This window comes from Paraburkholderia graminis C4D1M (assembly GCF_000172415.1).
Lineage (GTDB): Bacteria > Pseudomonadota > Gammaproteobacteria > Burkholderiales > Burkholderiaceae > Paraburkholderia > Paraburkholderia graminis.
This window is the reverse complement of record NZ_ABLD01000020.1, coordinates 1-22,350: the sequence shown is the minus strand read 5'-3', so window position 1 is coordinate 22,350 and position 22,350 is coordinate 1. Positions and strand designations below refer to the sequence as shown.

Here is a 22,350-nt window from a genome sequence, read left to right as displayed (position 1 = left end):
TCCGCCCATATAAAGAATAGTGGATTACAAAGTTTTTACCATGCAAGGATGCGCATCTTAGCCAGCTAACGCGCAGCCAGGGTCTGATCAGGTGTGGTCATGGTTGCTCGATTTCGAGCCACGTGAAGTGTATTTCCGCCGGGCGTCTAGGCGTCTTGCCGGTATCGAAGGATTGGCTTGTGGATTTAAAGCCCATCGGACTACGAATGATTTGCGAAGGGATGGTCTCAAGCCACGCGGGCGTTGCTCTAAACGGGTGCTCGAACCTGAGCCGGCACCAACGACTAGCGCCCCACCATTGCATCGCCACAAGCAAGCGCACCGTCTATCTGCCACTCGCATTGCGCTCAGTCTCGTTGCGATAGCTCACCCTTCACAGGCAGTGAAAAGCACGAGAAAATTCGAAAGCCCTAGAACGATCCATCTAATGACAGGTGCGGTGCAAGTTTGAAACAACGGCATCAAAAAAAGTTTGACGACCGATTTTGATTTGTTATTGTCCCTGTCCATTGAGCGCTTTGGTAACACGCAGCGCGCGGCCGTGAGATCCGTGAGTTTCTATCTCCACGCTTTTCCCGCCGGAGCAAAAGTCAGCGTCCCGCTATTCGGACGCCGCTTTCGCTCGCGCTCGAAAGTCGTGGCCGGGTTCGCGTCGTATGGGACACGTCGGACGAGACGCTGTGCAGCGCCCATACACCAGATGAAGCCTGGCCAAAAAGGCATCAAACAAGATTTGTATATATCAAACAAATTTTGACTCTGCGTTTCTGGCTTGCTATGTTTCATCCCACCCAAGGCAAGGGCCGCCATGCGCATGCAGGCGTTCCTGGCCGCGCAACGAAGATGGTAGCCAGGTGTCCGCAAACCTTTCGATAGGCTGACGAACCCACCGGCAAGCCGCGGCGCGCGAACCGGGGGGCGAGTCCTGCCTGACCGGAGGCGGAGAGAAGAAAACTTAGGCATCCGTACTAGTTACCGGCTGCGCAAGTGATACAGGCGATGCGAAAAAGTCGAATGCCCAACGCTTCGAATTTTTATCGAACCTGAAATGTTCCAGAAAGAAAATACCTTTCATTTTGTTATTTAGTTAGGCATCCATATTTAAAGCCATTGAATAGATGGCTGGTCTCTGATTTAACAAAAGTGCACCTGATTAGATTTATCCGTTTTGGACGTATTTGCACACATGCGGGGCATATCCGGTAAAGCGTGGTGCGTGGGCGTTGTAAAAAAGGCGGAGAAGTCCATAAGACTTTTCTTTGCACAACAGGTGTGGTCTTACTGACAAGTGAGAAGGGGAAAATGAAACAAAGGGCATTGGCGTTGGCCATCAGAAAAATGCTTTGGGCAGAACTTGCGCTGTCAGCGGCGATTGCCGCACCAGCGTTTGCACAAAGCCAACCGGCCCCGACCGGTAGTACCGCAGCCACCACGACGTCGGAAGCCGCGCCGGCCGCGACGGACACGGGTAACGTCACGAAGATGCAGCGCGTGGAAGTCACCGGTTCGCTGATTCGCACGTCGGACAAGGTCGGCAACACGGAAGTGCAGACCATCACGCCCAAGGAAATCGAGCAAAGCGGTTATACGACGGTGGCCGATTTCCTGCGCGGCACGTCGGCGAATTCGGGCAGCAGCTGGGGCCAAACGACCATGAACAGTTCCGCGCAAGGTGGCGGCGGCATCGCGCTGCGCGGCTTGAGTGAGAAGTACACACTGGTCCTGGTCGACGGCCAGCGCGTCGCGAATTACGGCAAGGCGGTCAACTTCACGGACACCTTCTTCGACGTCAATTCGATTCCGCTCAACATGGTGGATCACATCGATATCGTGAAGACCGGCGCCGTGTCTGTGTACGGCTCCGACGCGATTGCGGGCGTGGTCAACATCATCACGAAGAAGAACTTCCAGGGCCTGCAGATAGACGGCCAGCTCGGCAAGGCGCAGCATCCCGGCGATGCCCAGGGCAACTTCGGCGTGCTCGGCGGCTTCGGCGATCTGAACGCGGATCGCTTCAACGTGACGGCCGCGGCAAGCTACTACCGCGACAGCGGATCGTCGCTGGCGGACCGGTCGATGACGGCCAATCAGGACTTCAGCCAGTTCCCCGGCGGCCTCGCAGGCCCGCTCGGCCCCAATCAGCAGTCTTACTGGACAGCGCCCGACGGCACCCAGACCGCGCTCAGCCCATGCCCGCCCGGCAGCGTCTCGGCAAACGGCGGCGCGACGTGCAAGAGCAACCCCGCCAGCGCGACATCGCTGGTGCCGTCCACCACGCGTCTGAATGCGAAGGTGCACGGCACCTTCAAAATTAACGACGACGTGCAGGCCTACGCGGACTTATGGGTGAGCCGCAATGAAACGGTGCAGAACGAAGGCCCGGCCGTGCTTGCAAGCACGACCAACGCGTTCAATCCGGCGACCGGCTCCGCGTTGCCGCTGTCGCGAACCGTCCCGGGAAGCAATCCGTACAACCCGTTCGGCGCGCCGGCGCAAATCAATTACACGTTCCCGAATACGGTTTCAGCCGATACGGTGTCCACTTTCTGGCGCGCGACGACCGGCGTGAAGGGCTCGTTCACCACGCAGAAGTTCGGCGACTGGGACTGGTCCGCGGACTACGGCCATTCGCAAAGCACGGTCGACACGACGTACAGGAATGCCCTGAACGTGGCGGGTGTCGAAAACATCTTGCAGAACGGCGTTTATGATTTCTCGAATCCGTCGGCCACGCCTAACGGATTGAACGGCGTGTTCCAGAACGACTACGAGCAGGCCATCTCCAAGCTCGACAGCGTGACGGCCAAAACCTCCACGGGCAATCTCTTCAACTTGCCGGGCGGGCCTGTGGGCGTCGGCTTCGGCACGGAGTTCCGTCACGAGAGCTCGCTGATCAATTCGCGCACCTACAGCGCGCTCGGCATCACCGCGCCGGCCAACGTACAGACGGTCGACGGCGAGCGCAACGTGGCCGCGGTCTACTACCAGATCGACATTCCGATCATCCGCAACCTGACGTTCACGCAGGCCGGCCGTTACGACCACTACAGCGACTTTGGCGGCGCGTTTTCGCCGAGCTTCGCGCTGCGCTTTCAGCCGGTGCAGGCGCTCACGACATTCGCGTCGTACAGCCGTGGTTTCCGTGCGCCGACGCTCGTCGAAAATTCGCAGGCGACCTATCTCGCGCACCAGAATCTGGTGGACCCGAACGACCCGAGCGGCGTGCCGACCAAGCACTTCACGACCGAACAGGTGAACGGCAATCCGAACCTCGGACCCGAGCGGACCAAGAACTACAACATCGGCTTCCAGCTGTCGCCGGACTCGTCGACGGATATCGGCGCGGCGTTCTACAAGATCCATATCGACGGAGTGATCGGCACCAACGACCCGAACGCGGTGATCAACGCGAACGATCCGTCGACGGTGATTCGCAATGCGGACGGCACGGTAGCGTACATCAAGGAACAGTTCGTCAATCTTGGCTCGCTCGACACCGACGGCTTCGACATGAACTTCCGCAAGTCGGTCGGCACGAAGTACGGCACGTTCACGCTCGCGGGCGACTGGGCCTATGTATGGCACTTCAAGCTCAATAGTCCGGGCGCGCCCACTCAGGATTTCGCCGGCAACAATCTCGCGCTGCTGCAACCGTTCGGTGCAAGCAATCCGCGCTGGAAGGGCAATACGAGCCTGAGTTGGGACTACCGCAAGTTCACGACGACGCTCACCTGGCAATACACCGGCCCGTACACCAACGCGGTGGCGGACGAGTTCGGCGACGGCGGCACCTTGTCTGTCGCGTCGTATAGCCAGTTCAACCTGATGGCCACGTATCGCGGCTTCAAGCACTGGACCATCTACGGCGGCATCAACAACATCTTCGATCGCAAGCCGCCGTTCGACGTGGAGTGGCAGGCCACGCCGGATATCACCGGCTACGACCAGTCGCTTTACACCAACATTGGCCGCTTCTTCCAGGTCGGCGCGACGTATCGCTTCTAGGCCGCGCGATGTCTGTTTTCGAAACGCAGTCTGTCTAGTCTGGTCGGTCGCCGCCTCGGCTCAGGTCTTCGGACCGAGACGGCTCAACTTTGTTAAAGACGTAACCGGAGTTTTTCGTGCTCAATACCCTTATCAACTATTCGGTTCAATCGATGGGCCTGATTCCGCTTCTGGCCTTCATCTTCCTGCTGGGCATCTCGATCATCGTTGAGCGCTTCATGTTTTTCTCGCGAGCGGTCAAGGCAGGCAAGACGCTCGAACATGATCTGAAGATGGTCGAGCCGGCCAACCTGTCCGACGCGCAAAAGGTCGCCGAACATTACGGACAGACCGTGCAAGGCGAACTCGTCAAAAGCGCGCTGAAAGTGCGGGGCAAACCGGAAGCGGTGGTCGAGCGCGAACTCGAGGAAACCATCATGTTCCAGATGCCGCGGCTCGACCGCAACCTGTGGATTCTCGACACGGCGGTCACGCTCGGCCCGCTGCTCGGTCTGCTGGGCACGATCATCGGCATGGTGGAGTCGTTCAACGTGCTCGGCACGAGCGGCACTGCGAACCCCAACGGCGTGACGGGCGGCATCGGCCATGCGCTGACGGCCACCGCCTGTGGCCTGACCATCGCGATTGTCTGCGTGATCTTTCTGAACTATTTCAACAAGCGCATCCGCATGACGGTGAATCAGTTCGATCTGATCAAGTCGCTGCTCGTGTCGCGATTCGCCGCCTGAACGCCCGCTTCCAAGGAGAACGATCATGCGTAACCATCGCAGCCATTACCTGGGCGCGGAAGAGAAGGCGCGCATCGAGATCATTCCGATGATCGACATCATGATGTTCCTGCTGGTGTTTTTCATGCTGGCCACGCTGAAGATGATCCAGGGCGCGGGCATCAAACTCGACCTGCCGCAATCGAGCACGGCGGAGCAGTTACAGCAGACGGTGAAGGTGTCCATCGGCGTCACCAAGACCGACGAAATCTATCTCGACGCAAAGCCCGTTACGCCGACAGAACTGACCGCGCACCTGCAAGGGCTCGTGCACGATTCGAAGAAGGTCGACGTGGCGATCGCGGGCGACGAAGGCACGAGCTACAAGAACATCGTCAAGGTCATGGATCTGGTGCGCGCGGCGGGCATCAGCTCGGTTGCACTGGCAACGAACCCGACGACATGAGCTCTCCGGTACTCGACATGAAAGACCCGCAAAGCCGTCTGAACGGCGCGCTATGGGCGTCGTCCAATCCGGCGCATCATGGCCGCATGTCCATGAAGACAGCGCTCGCGATCGCGCTCGTTGTCGAACTGCTGATCGTCGCGGGGCTCTCGCACGTGAGCTTCAAACAGGAGCCGCCGCCCGCGCGCGAAGTCATGCAGGTGACCATGGCGCCGCCACCGCCTCCGCCTCCGCCCGAGGTGAAGAAGCTCGAACCGCCGCCCGCGCCGACGCCGGTGAAGCCGCCGCCCAAACCGCAGCAGCCCAGGCCGTTGCCGGTGGCGAAGCCGCCGCCTGCGTTGCCGTCCGCGACGCCTAAGCCCGCCAACATCGCGCCCGCTGCGAATCCGAGCGCGAATGCGCCTGCGCTCGCCACCGCCAATGCGACGCCAGGTCCCGCTACGGCGCCCGCGGCTCCGCCCGCGCCGGTGGCGCCGCCGGCGTTGCATGGTGTGGTCGACGGACGCGGTCACTGTCAGGCAGTGCAGCCGCAGATTCCGCGCCGCGCGCTGCAGGACGGTATTTCGGCGACCGTGATTGCGCATCTGTCGATTAGCCCGGACGGCAGCGTGAGCGACGTCAAGATCGTGCGCGTGACGCCGCCGACCTCGGTCTTCAACGAGGCGGTCGTCACTGCGGCGAAGGCATACCGGTGCGAGAAGAACTCTGAGCCGTACGTCGGCGAAGTGGCGTTCTCGTTCAAGACCACGCCGGCCGACGACGAGTAACGCGGCATCAGCATTGAAGCAGCGGCGCGCGCGATGAGCATCATCATCGTCGCGCCGGTTCGATGTATCGCGCGCCGGCTCGCAAGCGGCGCGCGACCTCTGGCATTTGAAACAGATGACACCTGTGAAGTTTCGCTGGCCGCGCGCTGTCGGCCTGAGCCTTGCGTTCGGTGTGCTGTGCGCGGGCGCGCACGCGAAGCCCTCCATATCGCAATACGACGAGCCGAAATACGCCGCGAATTTCACGCATTTCGACTACGCCGATCCCACGGCGCGCACGGACGGCACACTGAATTTTCAGAACTACAACGAATTGCAAAGCTACGATTCGATGAATCCGTTCCTCGTGCGCGGCGCGCCCGCGCCCGACGTGCTGCATCTGATGTTCGACACGCTGATGCAGCGAAGCTGGGACGAACTCGCGTCGGAGTATCCGTTGATCGCGAACGATGTCGAAGTCGCGCCCGACCTCTCGTCCGCGACGTTTCACATCGACCCGGCCGCGCGCTTTTCGAACGGCGATCCGGTCACGGCAGCCGATGTCAAATATTCGTTCGACACGTTGACGAGCCCGCGCGCCTCGCCGATGTTCAACGCGCAGTTCGCGGTGATCAGGCGCGCGGTGGTTATCGATCGCGCGACGGTGCGCTTCGACTTCCGGCACGCCGAACGCGATGCGCCGCTGATCGCCGGCGACTTGCCGGTGTTCTCGCCGAAATGGGGGATGCGCGCTGACGGCACGCGTCCGCCGTTCGATCAGATCGCGAACGAGCCGCCGATCTCGAGCGGCCCGTATCTCGTCGAGTCGCGCAAGAACGACAAGGAAATCACCTACCGGCGCAACCCTGCCTACTGGGCGGCGGACCTGCCGTCGCGGCGCGGCATGTACCGCTTCGCGAACATCACGTTCAAGCTGTATCGCGACCATTACACGCAACTGGAGGCGTTCAAGGCGGGCGACGCCGACGCGATCGTCGAATACAGCGCGACGCAATGGGCGCGCAAGTACGTGGGCAAGAACTTCGCGAACGGCCTGCTGAAGAAGGGCGATTTCGCGGACGGCCCCGCGCAGATGCAGGGCATGCTGATGAATCTGCGCAAGCCGATGTTCCAGGACGTGCGCGTGCGCCACGCGCTGACGCTCGCGTTCGACTACGACTGGATGAACCGCATGATGTTTTACGGCCAGTACAGGCGCACGAAAAGCTATTTCGACGCGAGTCCGTTTGGCGCGACCGGCATGCCGGGACCGAAGGAACTCGCGCTGCTCGAACCGTTCCGCGCGAGTCTGCCGCCCGAAGTGTTCGGGTCCATGCTGCCGCCGCCCAACACGTTGCCGCCGAACTCGCTGCGCGGCAATCTGCGCGTCGCCCGCGATCTGCTTGCTCAAGCCGGCTGGCACTATCGCGACGGCGCCCTGCGCGATCAGCACGGCACGCCGATGACGATCGAGATCATCGACGACCAGCCGGGCATGGACCGTCTGATTCTGCCGTACATGCAGGCGCTCGCGAATCTCGGCATAGACGCGCATTTGCGCGAGATCGACAGTGCGTTGTATCAGAAGCGGATCGACAACTTCCAGTTCGATATGACCACGTACATCTATCCGCCGGTGACGATTCCGGGCGTGGAACTGGAACGGCGCTTCGGCAGCGCGGCGGCTTCGCAGGTGGGCTCGGAAAACTATTCTGGCATTCGCTCGCCCGCGGTCGATTCGCTGATTCGCGCGGCGCTCGCCGCGACCACGCTCGACGACCTGCAGGCGGCGACCCGCGCGCTGGACCGTGTGCTGATCAACTCGTATTACCTCGTGCCCGAGTACTACGCGCCGGGGGCGCGCATCGGCTACAAGACGACGCTCGGGTTCCCCAACGTCGTGCCGGCGTCGTATGGATACGAGGACTGGGTGATCAGCTACTGGTTCGCAAAGCGTCCAGACGGCGACGTGGCCACGGCGACAGTCACATCCGCGGCTCACTAGCCGTTATCGATGGATCGAGGAATCGAGGAGCAGCATGCTTGCCTACATTCTCAGACGATTGTTGTTGATGGTGCCGACGCTCCTTGGCGTCGTCACGCTCACGTTCGTCGTCACGCAGTTCGTGCCGGGTGGGCCGGTCGAGCAGGTGATGACGCAACTCCGCCACGGCGCCGGCCGTGGCGGAGAGGCGGGCGCGGGCGGCGGCGGATATCACGGCAGTCAGGGCGTCGACCCGCAGCAGATCGCGCAGATCAGGAAAGAGTTCGGCTTCGACAAGCCGCCGCTCGAACGCTATGGGCTGATGCTCGAACACTATGCGAGCTTCGATCTCGGACAGTCGTACTACCAGCATGCGCGAGTATGGGACGTGATCCGCTCGAAGCTGCCCGTGTCGATCACGCTCGGGCTATGGACGGTGCTTCTCACGTATCTGGTTTCGGTGCCGCTCGGCATCGCCAAGGCCGTGCGCAACGGCTCGCGTTTCGACACGGCGACGAGCGTGCTCGTGCTCGCGGGCTATGCGATCCCCGGCTTCGTGCTCGGCGTTCTGCTGCTGATGCTGTTCGGCGGCGGCACTTTCTGGCAGGTGTTTCCGATGCGCGGACTCACATCGGACGACTTCGGCGAACTCAGCCTGTTCGGCAAGCTGCTCGACTATCTGTGGCATATCGTGCTGCCGGTCACGGCATCGGTGGTCGGCAATTTTGCAATCGTCACGATCCTCACGAAGAACACGTTCCTCGAGGAGATCGGCCGGCAGTACGTGCTGACCGCGCGCGCGAAGGGCGCCTCCGAGCGCGACGTGCTGTGGAAACACGTGCTGCGCAACGCGGCTATCCCGCTGTTGACCGGTTTGCCCGCGGCCTTCGTCGGCGCATTTCTGAACGGCAACCTGCTGATCGAAACATTGTTCTCGCTCGACGGCATGGGCCAGCTTTCCTACGATTCTGTGATTCGCCGCGATTATCCGGTCGTGCTGGGTTCGCTGTTCCTCTTCACGCTGATCGCTCTCGTAACCAAACTCATTGCTGACGTCTGCTATGTCCTCGTCGACCCGCGCATCCAGTTCAACCGGCTGGACCGATGATGTACCCGGCGCGACGCGCCGGGCCGTGAATTCTCCGTGGCGGCGGACATGGCTGCGCTTCAGGCGCCAGCGTCTGGGCTACTGGAGCCTCGTGATCTTCATGTCGCTGTTTGTCGTGAGCCTTCTGGGCGAGGTGCTGTCGAACGACCGGCCGCTCGTGGTGCGCTACGACGGCCATTACTATTTTCCGATCGTGAAAGACTATCCGGAGACGCTCTTCGGCGGCGACTTTCCGGCGCGCGCCAATTACCTCGATCCGTACATCCGCTCGCGGCTTCAGTCGAACGGCAACTTCGCGATCTATCCGCCCAACCATTTCCGCTACGACACCATCGACTATTTCGCCGCGCATCCGTATCCCGCGCCGCCCACCGCGTCGAACTGGCTAGGCACCGATCAATACGGACGCGACGTGCTTGCGCGCCTGCTGTACGGCTTCAGGCTCTCGGTGCTGATGGCGCTCGCGCTGACGGTCTCGGGCGTGCTGATCGGCGTCGCAGCGGGCGCGATACAGGGCTTCTACGGCGGCCGCACCGATCTGATCGGCCAGCGCCTGATCGAGATCTGGAGCTCGATGCCCGACCTCTATCTGCTCATCATCTTCGCGTCCATCTTCGAGCCGACGCTGTGGCTGCTGTTCATTCTTCTGTCGATGTTCGGCTGGCTCGTGCTGTCCGACTACGTGCGCGCGGAATTCCTGCGCAACCGTTCGCTCGACTACGTGAAAGCCGCCCGCACGATGGGTCTGTCGAACTCGCAGATCATCTGGCGTCACGTGTTGCCGAACAGTCTCACGCCGGTTATCACGTTTCTGCCGTTCCGCATGAGCGCCGCGATCCTGTCGCTCACGGGTCTCGATTTCCTCGGGCTCGGTGTGCCGCCGCCGACGCCGAGCCTCGGCGAATTGTTGCAGGAGGGCAAGAACAATCTCGACGCATGGTGGATTTCGGTGTCGGCATTTGCCGCGCTGGTTGTCACGCTGCTGCTGCTGACGTTTATCGGCGACGCGTTGCGCAATGCGCTCGACGCGCGTTCGCGCGGCTCGGCATTCGGTGGAGCGCCGCGATGAACCGCACTGCAAACGAGCGGCCCTTGCTCGAAATCGAGGGCTTTTCCGCGCGTTTCGGCGACAGGCTAGCGGTGCGCGATCTGAGCCTGTCGATCGCGCGCGGCGAGCGCGTCGCGCTGGTCGGCGAATCGGGTTCGGGCAAGAGCGTCACCGCGCTGTCCATCTTGCGGCTCGTCGATCATGCGGAACTGGGCGGGCGCATTCTGCTCGACGGCGACGACCTGTTGCGCAAGACCGAGCAGGAGATGCGCGGCGTGCGCGGGGCGGACGTGGCCATGGTGTTTCAGGAACCGATGACCGCGCTCAATCCGCTCTTCACGATCGGCAAGCAGATCGCCGAAAGCGTGCGTCTGCACGAGGGCGGGCGGCCCAACGCGGCGCGGGCACGCGGCATCGAACTGCTCAGACGCACGGGCATTCCCGAGCCCGAGCGGCGCATCGACAGTTTTCCGCATCAGTTGTCGGGCGGCCAGCGTCAGCGCGCGATGATCGCGATGGCGCTCGCATGCCGTCCGCGTCTGCTTCTCGCCGACGAGCCCACGACCGCGCTCGACGTGACCGTGCGCCAGCAGATCGTCGATCTGCTGATCGAGCTTCAGGAACAGGAAGCCGCCGAGCGCGGCATGGCCGTGCTGCTGATCACACACGACCTGAACCTCGTCAGACGCTTTGCGCAACGCGTCGCGGTCATGGAGAAGGGCGTGCTCGTCGAAACCAATACGACGGAGGCACTGTTCGGCGATCCGCAGCATCCCTACACCAGACGCCTGCTCGACAGCGAGCCGCGCCGTTCGATTGCGCCGCTCGCCAAAGGCGCGCGCCGTCTGCTCGAAGTGCAAGGCTTGTGCGTCGACTACAGCACGCCCGCGAAGGGCTGGCGCTCGCTGGTCCGACGCTCGACATTTCGCGCGGTGCATGACGTCGATCTCAGCTTGCGGCGCGGCGAAACGCTCGGCATTGCCGGCGAATCGGGCTCGGGCAAGTCGACGCTTGCGGCGACCGTGCTGGGCTTGCAGCGCGCGGCCGCGGGTCATGTTCATATCGACGGCATGCCGCTGTCCACGCTGAGCTCCGCAAGTTCGCGGCGGGCCTTGTATTCGCGCATGCAGGTCGTCTTTCAGGACCCGTTCGGTTCGCTGTCGCCGCGCATGACGGTCGAGCAGATCGTCGGTGAAGGGCTCGCCGTGCATCGCCCGGAGATCGACGCGAAAGCGCGGCGCGCGCGAGTCGCCAGTTTGCTGGACGAAGTGGGGCTGCCCGCTGATGCCATGCCGCGTTACCCGCATGAATTTTCGGGCGGGCAGCGTCAGCGGATCGCCATCGCGCGCGCACTTGCAGTCGAGCCGGAACTGCTGGTGCTCGATGAACCGACGAGCGCGCTCGACGTGTCGATCCAGCAACAGGTACTCGCGCTGCTGGTACATTTACAGAACACGCGCAAGCTGAGCTACCTTCTCATCACGCACGACCTGGCGGTTATGCGGGCCGTCGCGCATCGCGTGATCGTGATGAAGTCGGGGCGCGTCGTGGAGAGCGGCGACACGCTCGACGTGCTGCGCGCGCCGTCGCATCCCTACACGCGCTCGCTGCTGGCCTCGTCGCTGCTGTCGCCACTGCCTGAGCCCACGCCAAACCTACGGAGCCTGAATGATTGACGAACGCTGGGTGCAAGCCGCCCGTTCACTGACGAGCCGCGCCGGGTTCTGGTCGCTGCGCATTGTCGATGAGCGGATCGACGATCACGAAGTCCGCAACGACATCGCGCAGCCGCTGCGCACCGTGCGCGATCGGGGTGCGATGCTGATCGCGTGGGTCGGGGCGGGGGCCGGTTATGCGGCGACGGCCAACCTGTCGGCGGCGGGCCTTCAGCATGCGCTCGATCTCGCAAGCGCGCGTGCCGAGGCGAGCGCGGCATTGTCGTTGATCGATCATCGCGAGGTGGCGCGGCCGTCGGTGAGCGGCGAATATGTGTCGCCGAATGCGCAGCACGCGCTGCCGGGCCGCGCGGAATGGATCGACCGCCTGAGCGCGGAATGCGCGGCTGCGAAGCTTGATCCGCGCATCGTCGAACGCGTGGCGGCGATGCAGATCACGCATACCGATCAGTTCTATATGACCGGCGACGGCGTGCGGATCGATCAGCGCTTTCGCTTCGTGATGCCGCAACTCAGCGTGGCCGCGCATGCGGACGGCGACACGCAGGTTCGCACGCTCGGCGGCAATTACGGCACGCTTGCGCAGGGCGGCATGGACGTGCTGGCGCGTTTCGGCTTCGACGGCGCAGGTCCGCGCGTCGCCACGGAAGCATTGCAATTGCTGGCCGCGCCCAACTGCCCATCGGGCAAGCGCGATCTGCTGCTGATGCCCGACCAGATGATGTTGCAGATTCACGAGTCGATTGGGCATCCGCTGGAACTTGACCGCATTCTCGGCGACGAGCGCAACTTCGCGGGCTGGAGTTTCGTCAAGCCGGACATGTTCGGCTCGTATCGCTACGGCTCCGAACTGCTGAACGTGACCTTCGATCCTGAACTGCGCGAGGAAGCCGCGGCCTATGCATTCGACGACGACGGCACCGAAGCGCGCAAGGAATATCTGATCCGCAACGGCGTGCTGGAGCGGCCGCTCGGCGGCGCGCTGTCGCAGCAACGCGCGGGCATGCCGGGCGTCGCGAATTCGCGTGCGTCGAACTGGAACCGGCCGCCCATCGACCGCATGGCGAACCTGAATATCGAACCCGGCGACAGTTCGCTCGACGAGATGATCGGCAACATTGAACACGGCATTCTGATGCGAACGAACACCTCATGGTCGATCGACGACCATCGCAACAAGTTCCAGTTCGGCTGCGAATTCGGGCAGTTGATCGAGAACGGCAAGCTCACGCAGATCGTCAAGCAGCCGAACTATCGCGGCATCTCCGCGAATTTCTGGCGCAGCCTGAGTGCCGTGGGCAACGCCGACACGCGCGAGGTGTTCGGCACGCCGATGTGCGGCAAGGGCGAGCCGGCGCAGGTCATTCGCGTGGGGCATGCGTCGCCGGCTTGCGTGTTCAGCGACGTCGACGTGTTCGGAGGCGCATGATGAACCACTTCATGTCGACGCGCGCCGGGCAACTGGTCGACTGGCAGGGGCACTTCACGTCGCTTGCCGACGCTATCGAGCGCCTTCAGCAAGGCGGCGAAACCACGCTGAGCTCGTTCGCCGGCGAGCAGTCGGACTTCATCCGCTTCAACGCGGGCAAGGTGCGCCAGAGCGGCACCGTGTCGCAAGGCAAGCTGACTTTGCGGCTGATCGACGGCGCGCGCCAGGCGTATTCCACGTTGACGGTCTGCGGCGATCTCCAGCAGGACATCGACGAAGTGAGCGCCGCGCTTGCGATGTTGCGGCAAGCGCTGCGCGATGCCGCCGACGATCCGCATCTGCTCGTCGATACGTCCGCATGGCAGCGCACGACGCGGCGTTCGGGCAAGTTGCCCGACCCGCACGGCTTGTCGCGCATCGTCGGAGAATGCGCGCGCGGCCTCGATTTCGTGGGCTTCTACGCGGGCGGCACGATCGTGCGCGGCTTTGCATCGACGCACGGCAGCCGCGGCTGGTACGAAGTGGACAACTTCAATTTTAGCTGGTCGCTGTACGACCCGAGCGGCCGCGCGATCAAGACCACTTATGCCGGCGACGACTGGAGCGATGCCGTTTTTGCGGCGAAAGTGGAGCAGGCCGCCGGGCGGCTCGCGGTGCTCGCTCGCGCACCGCGTGTGCTCGCGCCGGGCGCGTATCGCGCGTGGCTCGCGCCGGCCGCGCTGGCGGAGTTGCTTGGTGTAACGGCATGGCGCGGCTTCTCGGCGCGCGCGCAGGCCAGTTCGCGCAGCGAGTTGTACAAGCTGCACGTGGGCGAAGTCGCGCTGGACCCGCGCGTCTCGATAGCCGAGGAACTGGAGCTGGGCATCGCGCCGGCCTTCAACGAAGACGGTTATCTGCGTGAGCGGGTTGCGCTCATCGACGCGGGGCGCAGCGCCGGCACGCTGACCAACGCGAGAAGCGCCCGTGAATACGGCTTGACGCCGAACGGCGCGCTTGCTGAAGAAGCGCCAACGTCGCTTGCAATGCAGGCCGGCGGTCTCGCGGATCACGACGTTCTCGCCCGGATCGGCACGGGTCTCTATGTCGGCAACTTGTGGTACGTGAACTTTTCGGACCGCATGAATTGCCGCCTCACCGGCATGACGCGATTCGCGACGTTCTGGGTCGAGGACGGGCAGATCGTCGCGCCGCTCGACGCCATGCGCTTTGACGACAGCCTGTATCGGCTGCTCGGCAGTGAGCTCGAGGAGCTTGGCGCGCAAGCGGAATTGCTGCTCAGCGACGGCACGTGGGGCGAGCGGGCGACGGGCGGCATGCAATTGCCGGGCATTCTTGCGCGTTCGTTTCAGTTGACGTTGTAGGGGGGCGCGGCGGTGATCTGCCCACAATCACGGCACGCTCCTCCTTTCCAGACATCGGTCGACGAAACTTAGGATTGCCTTCGACTGGTAGTCCTTCGCCAACTGGCAAAGATGATCGGCGAACGGACGATATCGCTCGTCAAGCCCGGCAACCTGCGTGGCGTATTGCGCGATGGCACGCATGTCGCCGAGTCGCGCCAGGTGGTGCAGCGCCTCGAGTTCCCCAGGCGGCGGCATGATGAAGCTTTCCATCGACGGAGCGGCGGCTTGCGTCCGCGGAACTTCGTAGATCCACTCGATCGAAAGAAGCATCTGGATCTGCGACAGCAGCGCGCTGAAGTCGATTGGCTTTGGCAGAAACGCGTTTGCACCGGCCGCCAGACTTTTCGCGGCGTCGCTCCCCGAGGCGCCGGCGGATACGGCAATGATGGGCCGATCGGCGAACTCGGAAATCGAGCGAAGCTGCCGCGTCGCTTCAAGTCCGTCCATCTCTGGCATGACCACATCCATCAGGATCAGCGCCGGCTGCAGCGCTTGCGCTTTTTCCAATGCATCGAATCCGTTGATGGCCCCGACCGCATCGAATCCGAGCTGACCGAGCATATCGATCGCCACAGCACGGTTTACCGCCACGTCATCCACGACGAGAATCAGCTTGCGCGGTCCCTTGTAACCGCTGACCGCCTGCTCGGGCGGAATGGCAACTGACTGATGCGCCACTACCTGCACGTTCAACTCGAAGGAAAACGCGCTGCCCGCGCCGTGGCGGCTGTCGACGCGGATCTCACCGCCCATCAGGCGCAAGAGCTGCCGGCTGATAGTGAGGCCCAGCCCGGTGCCTCCTATCTGGTGCCGGGCATCGCTTACCTGCTCGAACGGCCGGAAGATTGCCCCCAGACGCGCTTCGTGTATACCAATGCCCGTGTCCCGCACTTCGAAAGACAACCGCGCGGGCGGCATCCACCCGACGCGCAGGCGCACGCTGCCCGTCTCCGTGAATTTGATTGCGTTCGAGAGGAGATTGAGCAGCACCTGGCGCAGCCGTTTTTCATCGACTCGCACAGCCGCAGGAAGATTGGGCGCCAGCTCGCACGCGAAGGCCAAGCCCTTTTCCATTGCCTTAACCCGAATCGTCTCGGCGATGAAGTAGATAAACCCCTCGAGCGGAACGTCGGACAAAGTGAGCTCCGCCTTTCCGGCCTCCATCTTCGCCATGTCCAGAATGTCGTTGATGATCGCAAGCAGATGTTCGCCGCTGCGCTGGATCACCGTGATTCCATCGACGTGGCGTCGGTCCAGGTTCTTGTCGCACTTCAGTATCTGCGCGTAGCCCAGAATTCCGTTCAACGGCGTACGCAGCTCATGGCTCATGTGCGCGAGAAAGGCGCCCTTGGCCTGATTGGCCGCATCGGCGCGCTCCTTGGCGACGGCCAGTTCGGCCGTTCGCTCGCGGATCATGTCCTCGAGGTGTTCGCGATAGCGCCGCAATTCCTCTTCGGCTCGCCGTTGCCCGGTTATGTCGCGCGAGATGCCGAGCAGAAACTGCGGCTCGCCGCGCTCGTCGACGATGGGGATCTTCATCGTGTGCAGCAGACGCTGCCCGTGAATGGTTTCGACCGGCTCCTCGGGCACGTCGACCATCTGATGCGACTTCAGCACGTCACGATCCTTCAGCGCGAAAAATTCCGCCTCTTGCGCCGGAAACATGTCATGCACGGACTTCCCGATGATCTGCTCGCGCCCGTAGCCGAGCAATTGCTCGCCCGCCTTGTTGATGCGCACGAAGCGCAGCGTCGCCGCATCCTTTACGAAAATCGTGTCGGGGATGTTCTCGACAATGCTGTCCAGGAAGTGTTCGCTCGCTCGCGCAACCTGCTCGGCACGCTGTCGTTCGACGATCTCCGCGGTCTGACCCGCGAGCGCAGCACTGAGTTCAGCCGTGCGCTCCGCAACGCGCGCCTCAAGTCCGGCGTTGAGTTCCTTGAGCGCATCCTCGGCCTGCCGACGCTGGCGCCGATCCTTCAGGAACTGCTCGACGGCGCGCGCCATGTCGGCAATCTCGTCGCCGCCGTGAACGGGAACGCCTACCTGGACGCCGCCGACATCACCGTGACGCAGGAAGTGGCTGACCCGGCGCAGCCGCGCCACGACGTGACGACCGAGGAATGCATGGGCGATCAGCCAGGTAAGCAGCAGGCTCACCGCCACCTCGCCGGCTACCCACATGCGGGTGCGGTTTACGTCGTCGGCGAGGCCTTGAACGGCTTTCCGATAATCTCGCGTGAAATAGTCAGACTGATCGCGGGCTGCGGCCGCCAAGGCGTCGGCCTGGCGGCGAAGATCGTCGTCGAGGCTGGCCAATGACGCGCCAGGCCGAGGCACGGCCTGCGACATCGTGTCGGCGCCGAGCGCGGTCTCGCGCAACTGGGCCTCGATATTGACCGTGTTGCGAAAACGCTGGCTCGACCGATGCAGCGTCAGCGCGTCGACGCCCAGGTTGTCGCTCGTGGTCGCGGAGGCGAGGCGGTCGACCGCACGATCGAACGACACCAGTTGTTCAAGCACCCGCCGATGCGTCTCGCGCACCGCGTCGACGGTATCGTCACGCGAGAGCTGTAGCGCGAGGCGCTCGATGATCAGGGTTTGCTGCGCCAGGTCTTGTGCATCCTCCTGGCGAGCCAGCCGCTCTTCGGCCAACTGACGAATTGCGTGGGCAGAGCCGGCCAATGAGTACAGGGTCGTGGCGCCGACCGCGACGACGAGCGCCGCGAGGCAGGAAACCACGAAGGTGAATTGCGCGGTGAGCGAGCGGGGCAGAGGAGCTTTCACGGGCGTTGCCAGATGCGGCGATAGACGTCACGATAACCGTTGGCCGGGTCGTAGATCAGACGATCGCCGCCGTCCGCGGCGACATTGTTCGCCGTCACGAGGTGCACGGGGAAGACGTAACCCGTCACGCCTGCACCGGCGAACAGCCGGTTCATTTCGTCTACCAACTGCCAGCCATGCAGATTCAGCGGTTCGGCAACGGTGCCGGTCTGGAAGCTGCCCGTCCGGATCCGCAGGAAGGCGGACTCGCTGCCGTCGCCGGCCGACAGCATGGCCATCGCGGTGGTTGGAATCCCGGCCTGCGTCAGTACGGGCGCGGCGTAGTCGAAGTAGATGTCGTTGACGGCCAGCGCATACGTCCAGCGCTCGCCAAAACGTGCGAGCAACGCGCGTGTCGTGCGCGGCATCAGGTCCTGGCTGCGCGAGATCGCCACGTCGCGCACTTCAAGCAGGGTACAGCCGCTGCACGCACGCACAACCGCGGCCATTTCGTCTGCCTTGCTTCGCGCAATCCGGAAATTGGAGTCGGTGAAGATGACGACTTGCGCTTGCCCGCCGGACTGCACGATGGCCGCGAGCGCAGTCACGCGCGCGACCTCGAGTGGATCGGTCGCCACGTTCATCGCCACGGGCGTGCCCGGCACCGGTCCGGCCTGGGCGGCGACATGCCAGCCGACGATAGGAATGTCGCGCTCGGCAAACGGCTGCAGGCCGGACATCAGGGCGCGTGCGTCGCTGCCGACGATGATGAGACCGTCCGGTCCACTTGCCAGCGCGTTCGCAAGCATCTTTAGCCGCAGGTCGGGCGTGCCGCCCGAGTCGAATATTCTTACGTTCCAGCCGATGACCTTGGCCGCCTCGAGCACACCGTCGACCACGCCAATGATGCCGCCGTTGCGCAGATCCTCGGCAACGATGGCGACGCGTCTGCCGGCTTGGGCGCGCGGACCGCTCCGCGGCCCGTTCCAGGGTGCGGCGGGTTGCGCCGCCGCATCGACGACGCGCTCCGCTGCGGCCAGATAGTCCCTGGCCGCGACAGTGGTCCCGGGCGCTGGCACGAGCGGCATACCTTGCGCTGCGGCAACCGACAGCGCACACACGCATTCCAATGCCACCAGCAAGCGCCTCATGCTGTTCCCCAAGGGCTTCATCGCGGTCGATCAACCGCTGTTGAACACGTGCCCAGACGCCGCACCGCATCTGCCCTGCGGATACGATAGTACACCGCGATGACCGCGTCTTCTATCGTGCGGCTGGCGCTTGCAAAGGGTGATTTCGCAGCGAAAACGATTAACAAACCGGCAGGTTCAATCCAGTTTGCCCTGTTCGGCCAGCTCGACAAAAGTGTCGACCACATGGCGGACTTTCGGCCGTAGGTGAGCCACCTTCGGCCAGACGGCGTGCACGTCGATGAACTCACTCGAAATGTCTTCGAGAACTGATATCAACTTGCCCGACTCCAGATGAGGTCGCAGCAGAGACATTGGCATCTGGCAAAGTCCCAGGCCCGCGAGCGCGGCCTCGACGATCGAGTCGCCGTCGCTGATTTGATGGGTTGCCGGCGGGGAAATCCGGGAGACCTCGCCATCGACATTCACGCGCCATGAAAGCGGCTGACCACGGCGATGGCCGACAATGCATGAGTGATTCTTCAGATCTTCAAGCGCGCTCGGAGTGCCGCGCTGCGCAAGATAGTCAGGCGATGCCGCAATCACCATCCGTTGGCTGGTCAGACGACGCGCAACGAGACCACTCGAGCTTTCGAGTTCGCCGAATCGAATCACAAGGTCAACGCCTTCCTCGATCGGGTCAATGAGATGGTCCGAGAAGGTCATCGTGAACTGCAGGTCAGGATGCTTTCGACCAATGTCCAGCAGAATTGGAACGAGAATGCGTCGGCCGAAAGCTGCGGGCATGTCAATCCGCAAGCGACCGACTGGCCGCTGGTTGCCCGGGCCAAGTGCCGTTTCCGCTGTGCTGATTTCATCGAGTGCAGAAGCGCATGCCGCAAAATAGGCATCGCCGTCGGCCGTGAGCGAGATGCTTCTCGTCGTGCGATGGAATAGCTGCGCGCCGAGCCGGTCTTCCAGCTTTGCGATTGCTTTACCGACGGCCGACTTGGTCAGCCCGAGTTCTTCGGCTGCGTCGGTGAAGCTGCGCGACTTCGCTGCGGTGACGAATATCAATATCCCGCTGAATGTGTCGACCTGCGCCATGTCATGCCCCGTTGACGAGTTTGATTCCACCTATAGGGCACGAACGCGAGCACTGTCAACCAGCAACGCGGAAGTCAACGGCCAACGGTCCCGATTAAATTTTGACCGCGCAGCCTGTGTTGGCCGCCTCAAGGGCGCAGTTCGCAATGCGCAGCGCGCGAATACCGTCCCGAGGCGTTGCAGGCATCGGTGCATTGTTTTCGAGCGCCGTCAGGAAGCGGTCCAGTTCGACCTTGTATGAATCGGCGTGCCGCTCAAGAAAGAAATTGAGCAGCGGCTCACGCGCTTCGGTCCTGTCGCTCGTCCACCGGCGCAGGCTCGACGGCCTGTGGTTTTCATTCAAAACCATTCCCTTTGAACCAAAGACTTCGACCCGTTGGTCGAAGCCATACACGGCTTGGCGTGAACCGTTGATGTGACACTGCTTGCCCGACGCCGTCCGCAGCAGCACCATCACACTGTCGTAGTCCGGAAGCTCTTCCAGACCCGGGTCGACCAGGCGGTTCCCCATTGCCATCACTTCGACCGGTTCTTCGCCGAGCAGCCAGCGAGCAGTGTCGAAATCGTGAATCGTCATGTCACGGAAGATTCCGCCCGAGTGCCGCAGATACTCTCGCGGCGCGAGGCCGGGATCGCGACTCGTGATGACGACCTGGCGAACATCGCCGACTTCGCCTTCGTCGATAGCCTGCTTGAGCCGCATTGCATCCGGGTCGAAGCGTCGATTGAAGGCAAGCATCACGCGCCCGTTAAGACGCTCGATTTCTTCGACGGCGGCGAGCGCCCGGTCTATGTTTAGGTCGATGGGCTTTTCGCAGAGTACCGGCTTGCTGAGCCGGACGGCTTGCAGCGTCAGGTCGATATGTGTATCTGTCGGTGTGCCGACGATGATGGCGTCGACATCTTCCCGATCGACTACGGACTTGCAATCCACAGACGAGTCGCAACCGAGTTCTGCGGCGAGCGCCTCGACCGCTTGCTTGTTCGGGTCGGCCACAACGACGAGCTTCACTCGACGGTCTGCGGCAACATTGGCCGCGTGAATTTTTCCGATGCGTCCGGCACCGAGAACAGCGATACGCAACATCTGAGTCTCCTATATTTCGTCGGCGCGTGAAGCGCCCCGGCTATTCACTCTTGATTTCGGTAAGCGCCGATACAGCGATCTGTCGGCTAAGCCGCAGGATGTCGTCAAGACCAAACTCCTGGACTTCCGGCACTCGGTCTCCACGCGCTTTTGCTACATCCGTCGCGATGCGAAGCGCGTTTGAGCGCTCACGCATCAACAACTCCAGCGCCTCGACAAGAAAAGCGCGTTCTCTCTGCGATACCTTCGCTGCAACCACTTGGTCATAAGCAGACATACGCGGGTCTCCAGAACAATGCGGCCTTCAAATCAGGCTGCGGATACTGCCGCCATCGACACCCCAGACCGCAGAAGTGACGAACGACGCGAGGTCGGAAGCCATGAAAACAATCACGTTGGCCACTTCGTCCGGCTGGCCCAGCCGCTTTAACGGCAGCTGGCGCAGAGACAGCTCGTGCTCGACCGCGTCTTTCGGAGCCATGCCATGAAACTTGCCCATCGTGTCGGCGAATCCGCCGTCTTTTGTCCAGAACGGCGTCCAGACAGGACCCGGCGCGACTGCGTTCACGCGAATTCTGGGAGCTTCGGCCCGCGCGAGACCTTTTGTCAGAGCGAGTACCGCCGCCTTGGATGCGGAGTAATCAATCGGAACAGGTTCGGGCTGGCGGGCGAGGTCCGACGCGTTGTTGATAATCACCGAGTTCTCGCGAGCGCGCAGTACCGGCAGCAGGTATCGACACGTCCGGACATAGCTCATGAAATTAAGGCTCATCGTGAAGTCCCATTCCTCGTCCGAAAGTTCTTCGAACGTGCGGACCTTCCCCGCGCCGACGTTGTTCACGAGAATGTCCACCTGCCCGTTGTGCGGCTTAAGGGCCGCGTCGATGCCGCTTTTCACGCCATCGGCCGTGGATAAATCTGCCTGCGCAGTCGTGACATTGGTGCCGAGCGCGCGCAATTCCGACTCGATCTCCTTCAGCGCATGCGCGTCGATGTCGATGATGCAAAGACGTGCGCCTTCGCGTGCGAAACCCAAAGCGGTCGAGCGTCCGATACCTTGGGCTCCGCCCGTGATGAGCACGATTCTCCCTTCCAGGCCTGTCTGCATGATGTCTCCATTCAATGTTCTGTAGTTTGCGAGCGTTCAGGAACTCGATGCCATTTCCATTCGCTTTCAAACAGCGCCGTGATACGACGGACTTACCGGTTGTCGACCCGCTTGATGAAAGGCCTGATATCGACCGTGGCCCAAATTCCGGCTTTGTTGAACGGGTCGGCTTCTATGAATTTTTGAATTTCTTCGATGTCATCGGCTTCATAGAGAAAGAAGCTGCCAATCATCGTCTGGCCGTCAGCTTTCGTCAGCGGGCCGGAGATGAGTGTCTTTACAGGTGCTGTCTGTAAATGGGCCTTGTGCGCGTCATAGTTCTCAAGGCGGCGCTCGACCATATTCGGATGATCAAGACAGTAGACAGTGAAGTTCATTTTCGTCTCCTTACTCTGATTGAGTTGTTGTTGCGCCGCGCGGTGCGACGCCATCGAAGGCATCCTGCAGAAGCGCAGCAGAGCGTCCCGCTCGATTTCACGCGGATTCCAGTAGGGGTTCGAGCTGGCTATGTCGGCGGCCTTCGACACATCTTCGGCGGACATCCCGATGTCTTTCAACGCAAGCGGCGCACCGCAGCGTT

At 62.4% G+C, this 22,350-nt stretch carries 17 protein-coding genes and 1 pseudogene; 10 read left to right on the top strand and 8 right to left on the bottom strand.

Annotation, left to right across the window (positions count from 1 at the left end; all coding sequences use genetic code 11):
- The first annotated feature begins 1,302 nt into the window (after positions 1-1,302).
- The 10 genes from BGRAMDRAFT_RS24745 to BGRAMDRAFT_RS24700 all read left to right on the top strand — a co-directional run bounded on the left by BGRAMDRAFT_RS24745 (position 1,303) and on the right by BGRAMDRAFT_RS24700 (position 14,530).
- A complete protein-coding gene (locus BGRAMDRAFT_RS24745) occupies positions 1,303-4,005 on the top strand; it encodes a TonB-dependent receptor plug domain-containing protein (protein ID WP_006051607.1) in 2,703 nt (900 codons plus the stop codon).
- A gap of 116 nt (positions 4,006-4,121) precedes the next feature.
- Positions 4,122-4,733, top strand: coding sequence for a MotA/TolQ/ExbB proton channel family protein (locus BGRAMDRAFT_RS24740; protein WP_006051606.1), 612 nt, complete (start codon positions 4,122-4,124; stop codon positions 4,731-4,733).
- A 25-nt stretch (positions 4,734-4,758) separates the two neighbouring features.
- On the top strand, positions 4,759-5,178 hold the full coding sequence (locus BGRAMDRAFT_RS24735; protein ID WP_006051605.1) for an ExbD/TolR family protein: 420 nt from the start codon (positions 4,759-4,761) through the stop codon (positions 5,176-5,178).
- On the top strand, positions 5,175-5,945 hold the full coding sequence (locus BGRAMDRAFT_RS24730; protein ID WP_006051604.1) for a TonB family protein: 771 nt from the start codon (positions 5,175-5,177) through the stop codon (positions 5,943-5,945). The genes BGRAMDRAFT_RS24735 and BGRAMDRAFT_RS24730 overlap by 4 nt, the downstream gene beginning before the upstream one ends.
- Before the next feature lie 115 nt (positions 5,946-6,060).
- Positions 6,061-7,929: an extracellular solute-binding protein gene (locus BGRAMDRAFT_RS24725; RefSeq protein WP_006051603.1), complete on the top strand. Its 1,869-nt coding sequence runs from the start codon at positions 6,061-6,063 to the stop codon at positions 7,927-7,929.
- Positions 7,930-7,963: 34 nt separating this feature from the next.
- The gene (locus tag BGRAMDRAFT_RS24720) at positions 7,964-9,016 is read left to right on the top strand and encodes a microcin C ABC transporter permease YejB (RefSeq protein WP_006051602.1); all 1,053 of its coding nucleotides are present in this window, start codon (positions 7,964-7,966) and stop codon (positions 9,014-9,016) included.
- Entirely contained in the window at positions 8,970-10,085 is a 1,116-nt protein-coding gene (locus tag BGRAMDRAFT_RS24715) for an ABC transporter permease (RefSeq protein ID WP_006051601.1), read from the top strand. Before BGRAMDRAFT_RS24720 ends, BGRAMDRAFT_RS24715 begins: the two co-directional genes overlap by 47 nt.
- Positions 10,082-11,740 (top strand): ABC transporter ATP-binding protein, encoded by a 1,659-nt coding sequence (locus BGRAMDRAFT_RS24710; protein ID WP_006051600.1) that lies wholly within the window; start codon positions 10,082-10,084, stop codon positions 11,738-11,740. Before BGRAMDRAFT_RS24715 ends, BGRAMDRAFT_RS24710 begins: the two co-directional genes overlap by 4 nt.
- Positions 11,733-13,169: a TldD/PmbA family protein gene (locus tag BGRAMDRAFT_RS24705; RefSeq protein ID WP_006051599.1), complete on the top strand. Its 1,437-nt coding sequence runs from the start codon at positions 11,733-11,735 to the stop codon at positions 13,167-13,169. The genes BGRAMDRAFT_RS24710 and BGRAMDRAFT_RS24705 overlap by 8 nt, the downstream gene beginning before the upstream one ends.
- A complete protein-coding gene (locus tag BGRAMDRAFT_RS24700) occupies positions 13,169-14,530 on the top strand; it encodes a metallopeptidase TldD-related protein (protein ID WP_006051598.1) in 1,362 nt (453 codons plus the stop codon). The genes BGRAMDRAFT_RS24705 and BGRAMDRAFT_RS24700 overlap by 1 nt, the downstream gene beginning before the upstream one ends.
- Positions 14,531-14,557: 27 nt before the next feature.
- Here the strand turns inward: BGRAMDRAFT_RS24700 and BGRAMDRAFT_RS24695 are convergent, their stop codons facing one another.
- The 8 genes and pseudogenes from BGRAMDRAFT_RS24695 to BGRAMDRAFT_RS33940 form a co-directional block, all read right to left on the bottom strand.
- Complete coding sequence (locus BGRAMDRAFT_RS24695) at positions 14,558-17,359, bottom strand: ATP-binding protein (RefSeq protein WP_006051597.1); 2,802 nt, start codon at positions 17,357-17,359, stop codon at positions 14,558-14,560.
- Positions 17,356-18,489: a substrate-binding domain-containing protein gene (locus BGRAMDRAFT_RS24690; protein WP_006051596.1), complete on the bottom strand. Its 1,134-nt coding sequence runs from the start codon at positions 18,487-18,489 to the stop codon at positions 17,356-17,358. The genes BGRAMDRAFT_RS24695 and BGRAMDRAFT_RS24690 overlap by 4 nt, the downstream gene beginning before the upstream one ends.
- Before the next feature lie 177 nt (positions 18,490-18,666).
- Positions 18,667-19,575 carry a LysR family transcriptional regulator gene (locus BGRAMDRAFT_RS24685; RefSeq protein ID WP_006051595.1) on the bottom strand — a complete coding sequence of 303 codons (909 nt, stop codon included), beginning with the start codon at positions 19,573-19,575 and terminating at the stop codon, positions 18,667-18,669.
- 94 nt (positions 19,576-19,669) lie between these two features.
- The gene (iolG, locus tag BGRAMDRAFT_RS24680; RefSeq protein WP_006051594.1) at positions 19,670-20,662 is read right to left on the bottom strand and encodes an inositol 2-dehydrogenase; all 993 of its coding nucleotides are present in this window, start codon (positions 20,660-20,662) and stop codon (positions 19,670-19,672) included.
- A 40-nt stretch (positions 20,663-20,702) separates the two neighbouring features.
- Entirely contained in the window at positions 20,703-20,939 is a 237-nt protein-coding gene (locus BGRAMDRAFT_RS24675) for a hypothetical protein (protein WP_006051593.1), read from the bottom strand.
- Positions 20,940-20,966: 27 nt separating this feature from the next.
- Positions 20,967-21,770: an SDR family NAD(P)-dependent oxidoreductase gene (locus BGRAMDRAFT_RS24670; RefSeq protein ID WP_006051592.1), complete on the bottom strand. Its 804-nt coding sequence runs from the start codon at positions 21,768-21,770 to the stop codon at positions 20,967-20,969.
- A gap of 92 nt (positions 21,771-21,862) precedes the next feature.
- Positions 21,863-22,111 carry a YciI family protein gene (locus BGRAMDRAFT_RS24665; RefSeq protein ID WP_415857595.1) on the bottom strand — a complete coding sequence of 83 codons (249 nt, stop codon included), beginning with the start codon at positions 22,109-22,111 and terminating at the stop codon, positions 21,863-21,865.
- A 46-nt stretch (positions 22,112-22,157) separates the two neighbouring features.
- Positions 22,158-22,350, bottom strand: a pseudogene (locus BGRAMDRAFT_RS33940) (maleylacetate reductase); the annotation flags it as partial.

What these genes read in the sequence shown, in the direction of transcription:
- BGRAMDRAFT_RS24745 (WP_006051607.1), top strand. Translation starts at nt 1,303, where the DNA reads ATGAAACAAAGGGCATTGGCGTTGGCCATCAGAAAAATGCTTTGGGCA.
- BGRAMDRAFT_RS24735 (WP_006051605.1), top strand. Translation starts at nt 4,759, where the DNA reads ATGCGTAACCATCGCAGCCATTACCTGGGCGCGGAAGAGAAGGCGCGC.
- BGRAMDRAFT_RS24730 (WP_006051604.1), top strand. Translation starts at nt 5,175, where the DNA reads ATGAGCTCTCCGGTACTCGACATGAAAGACCCGCAAAGCCGTCTGAAC.
- BGRAMDRAFT_RS24725 (WP_006051603.1), top strand. Translation starts at nt 6,061, where the DNA reads ATGACACCTGTGAAGTTTCGCTGGCCGCGCGCTGTCGGCCTGAGCCTT.
- BGRAMDRAFT_RS24720 (WP_006051602.1), top strand. Translation starts at nt 7,964, where the DNA reads ATGCTTGCCTACATTCTCAGACGATTGTTGTTGATGGTGCCGACGCTC.
- BGRAMDRAFT_RS24715 (WP_006051601.1), top strand. Translation starts at nt 8,970, where the DNA reads ATGTCCTCGTCGACCCGCGCATCCAGTTCAACCGGCTGGACCGATGAT.
- BGRAMDRAFT_RS24710 (WP_006051600.1), top strand. Translation starts at nt 10,082, where the DNA reads ATGAACCGCACTGCAAACGAGCGGCCCTTGCTCGAAATCGAGGGCTTT.
- BGRAMDRAFT_RS24705 (WP_006051599.1), top strand. Translation starts at nt 11,733, where the DNA reads ATGATTGACGAACGCTGGGTGCAAGCCGCCCGTTCACTGACGAGCCGC.
- BGRAMDRAFT_RS24700 (WP_006051598.1), top strand. Translation starts at nt 13,169, where the DNA reads ATGAACCACTTCATGTCGACGCGCGCCGGGCAACTGGTCGACTGGCAG.
- BGRAMDRAFT_RS24690 (WP_006051596.1), bottom strand. Translation starts at nt 18,489, where the DNA reads ATGAGGCGCTTGCTGGTGGCATTGGAATGCGTGTGTGCGCTGTCGGTT.
- BGRAMDRAFT_RS24685 (WP_006051595.1), bottom strand. Translation starts at nt 19,575, where the DNA reads ATGGCGCAGGTCGACACATTCAGCGGGATATTGATATTCGTCACCGCA.
- iolG (WP_006051594.1), bottom strand. Translation starts at nt 20,662, where the DNA reads ATGTTGCGTATCGCTGTTCTCGGTGCCGGACGCATCGGAAAAATTCAC.
- BGRAMDRAFT_RS24675 (WP_006051593.1), bottom strand. Translation starts at nt 20,939, where the DNA reads ATGTCTGCTTATGACCAAGTGGTTGCAGCGAAGGTATCGCAGAGAGAA.
- BGRAMDRAFT_RS24670 (WP_006051592.1), bottom strand. Translation starts at nt 21,770, where the DNA reads ATGCAGACAGGCCTGGAAGGGAGAATCGTGCTCATCACGGGCGGAGCC.
- BGRAMDRAFT_RS24665 (WP_415857595.1), bottom strand. Translation starts at nt 22,111, where the DNA reads ATGGTCGAGCGCCGCCTTGAGAACTATGACGCGCACAAGGCCCATTTA.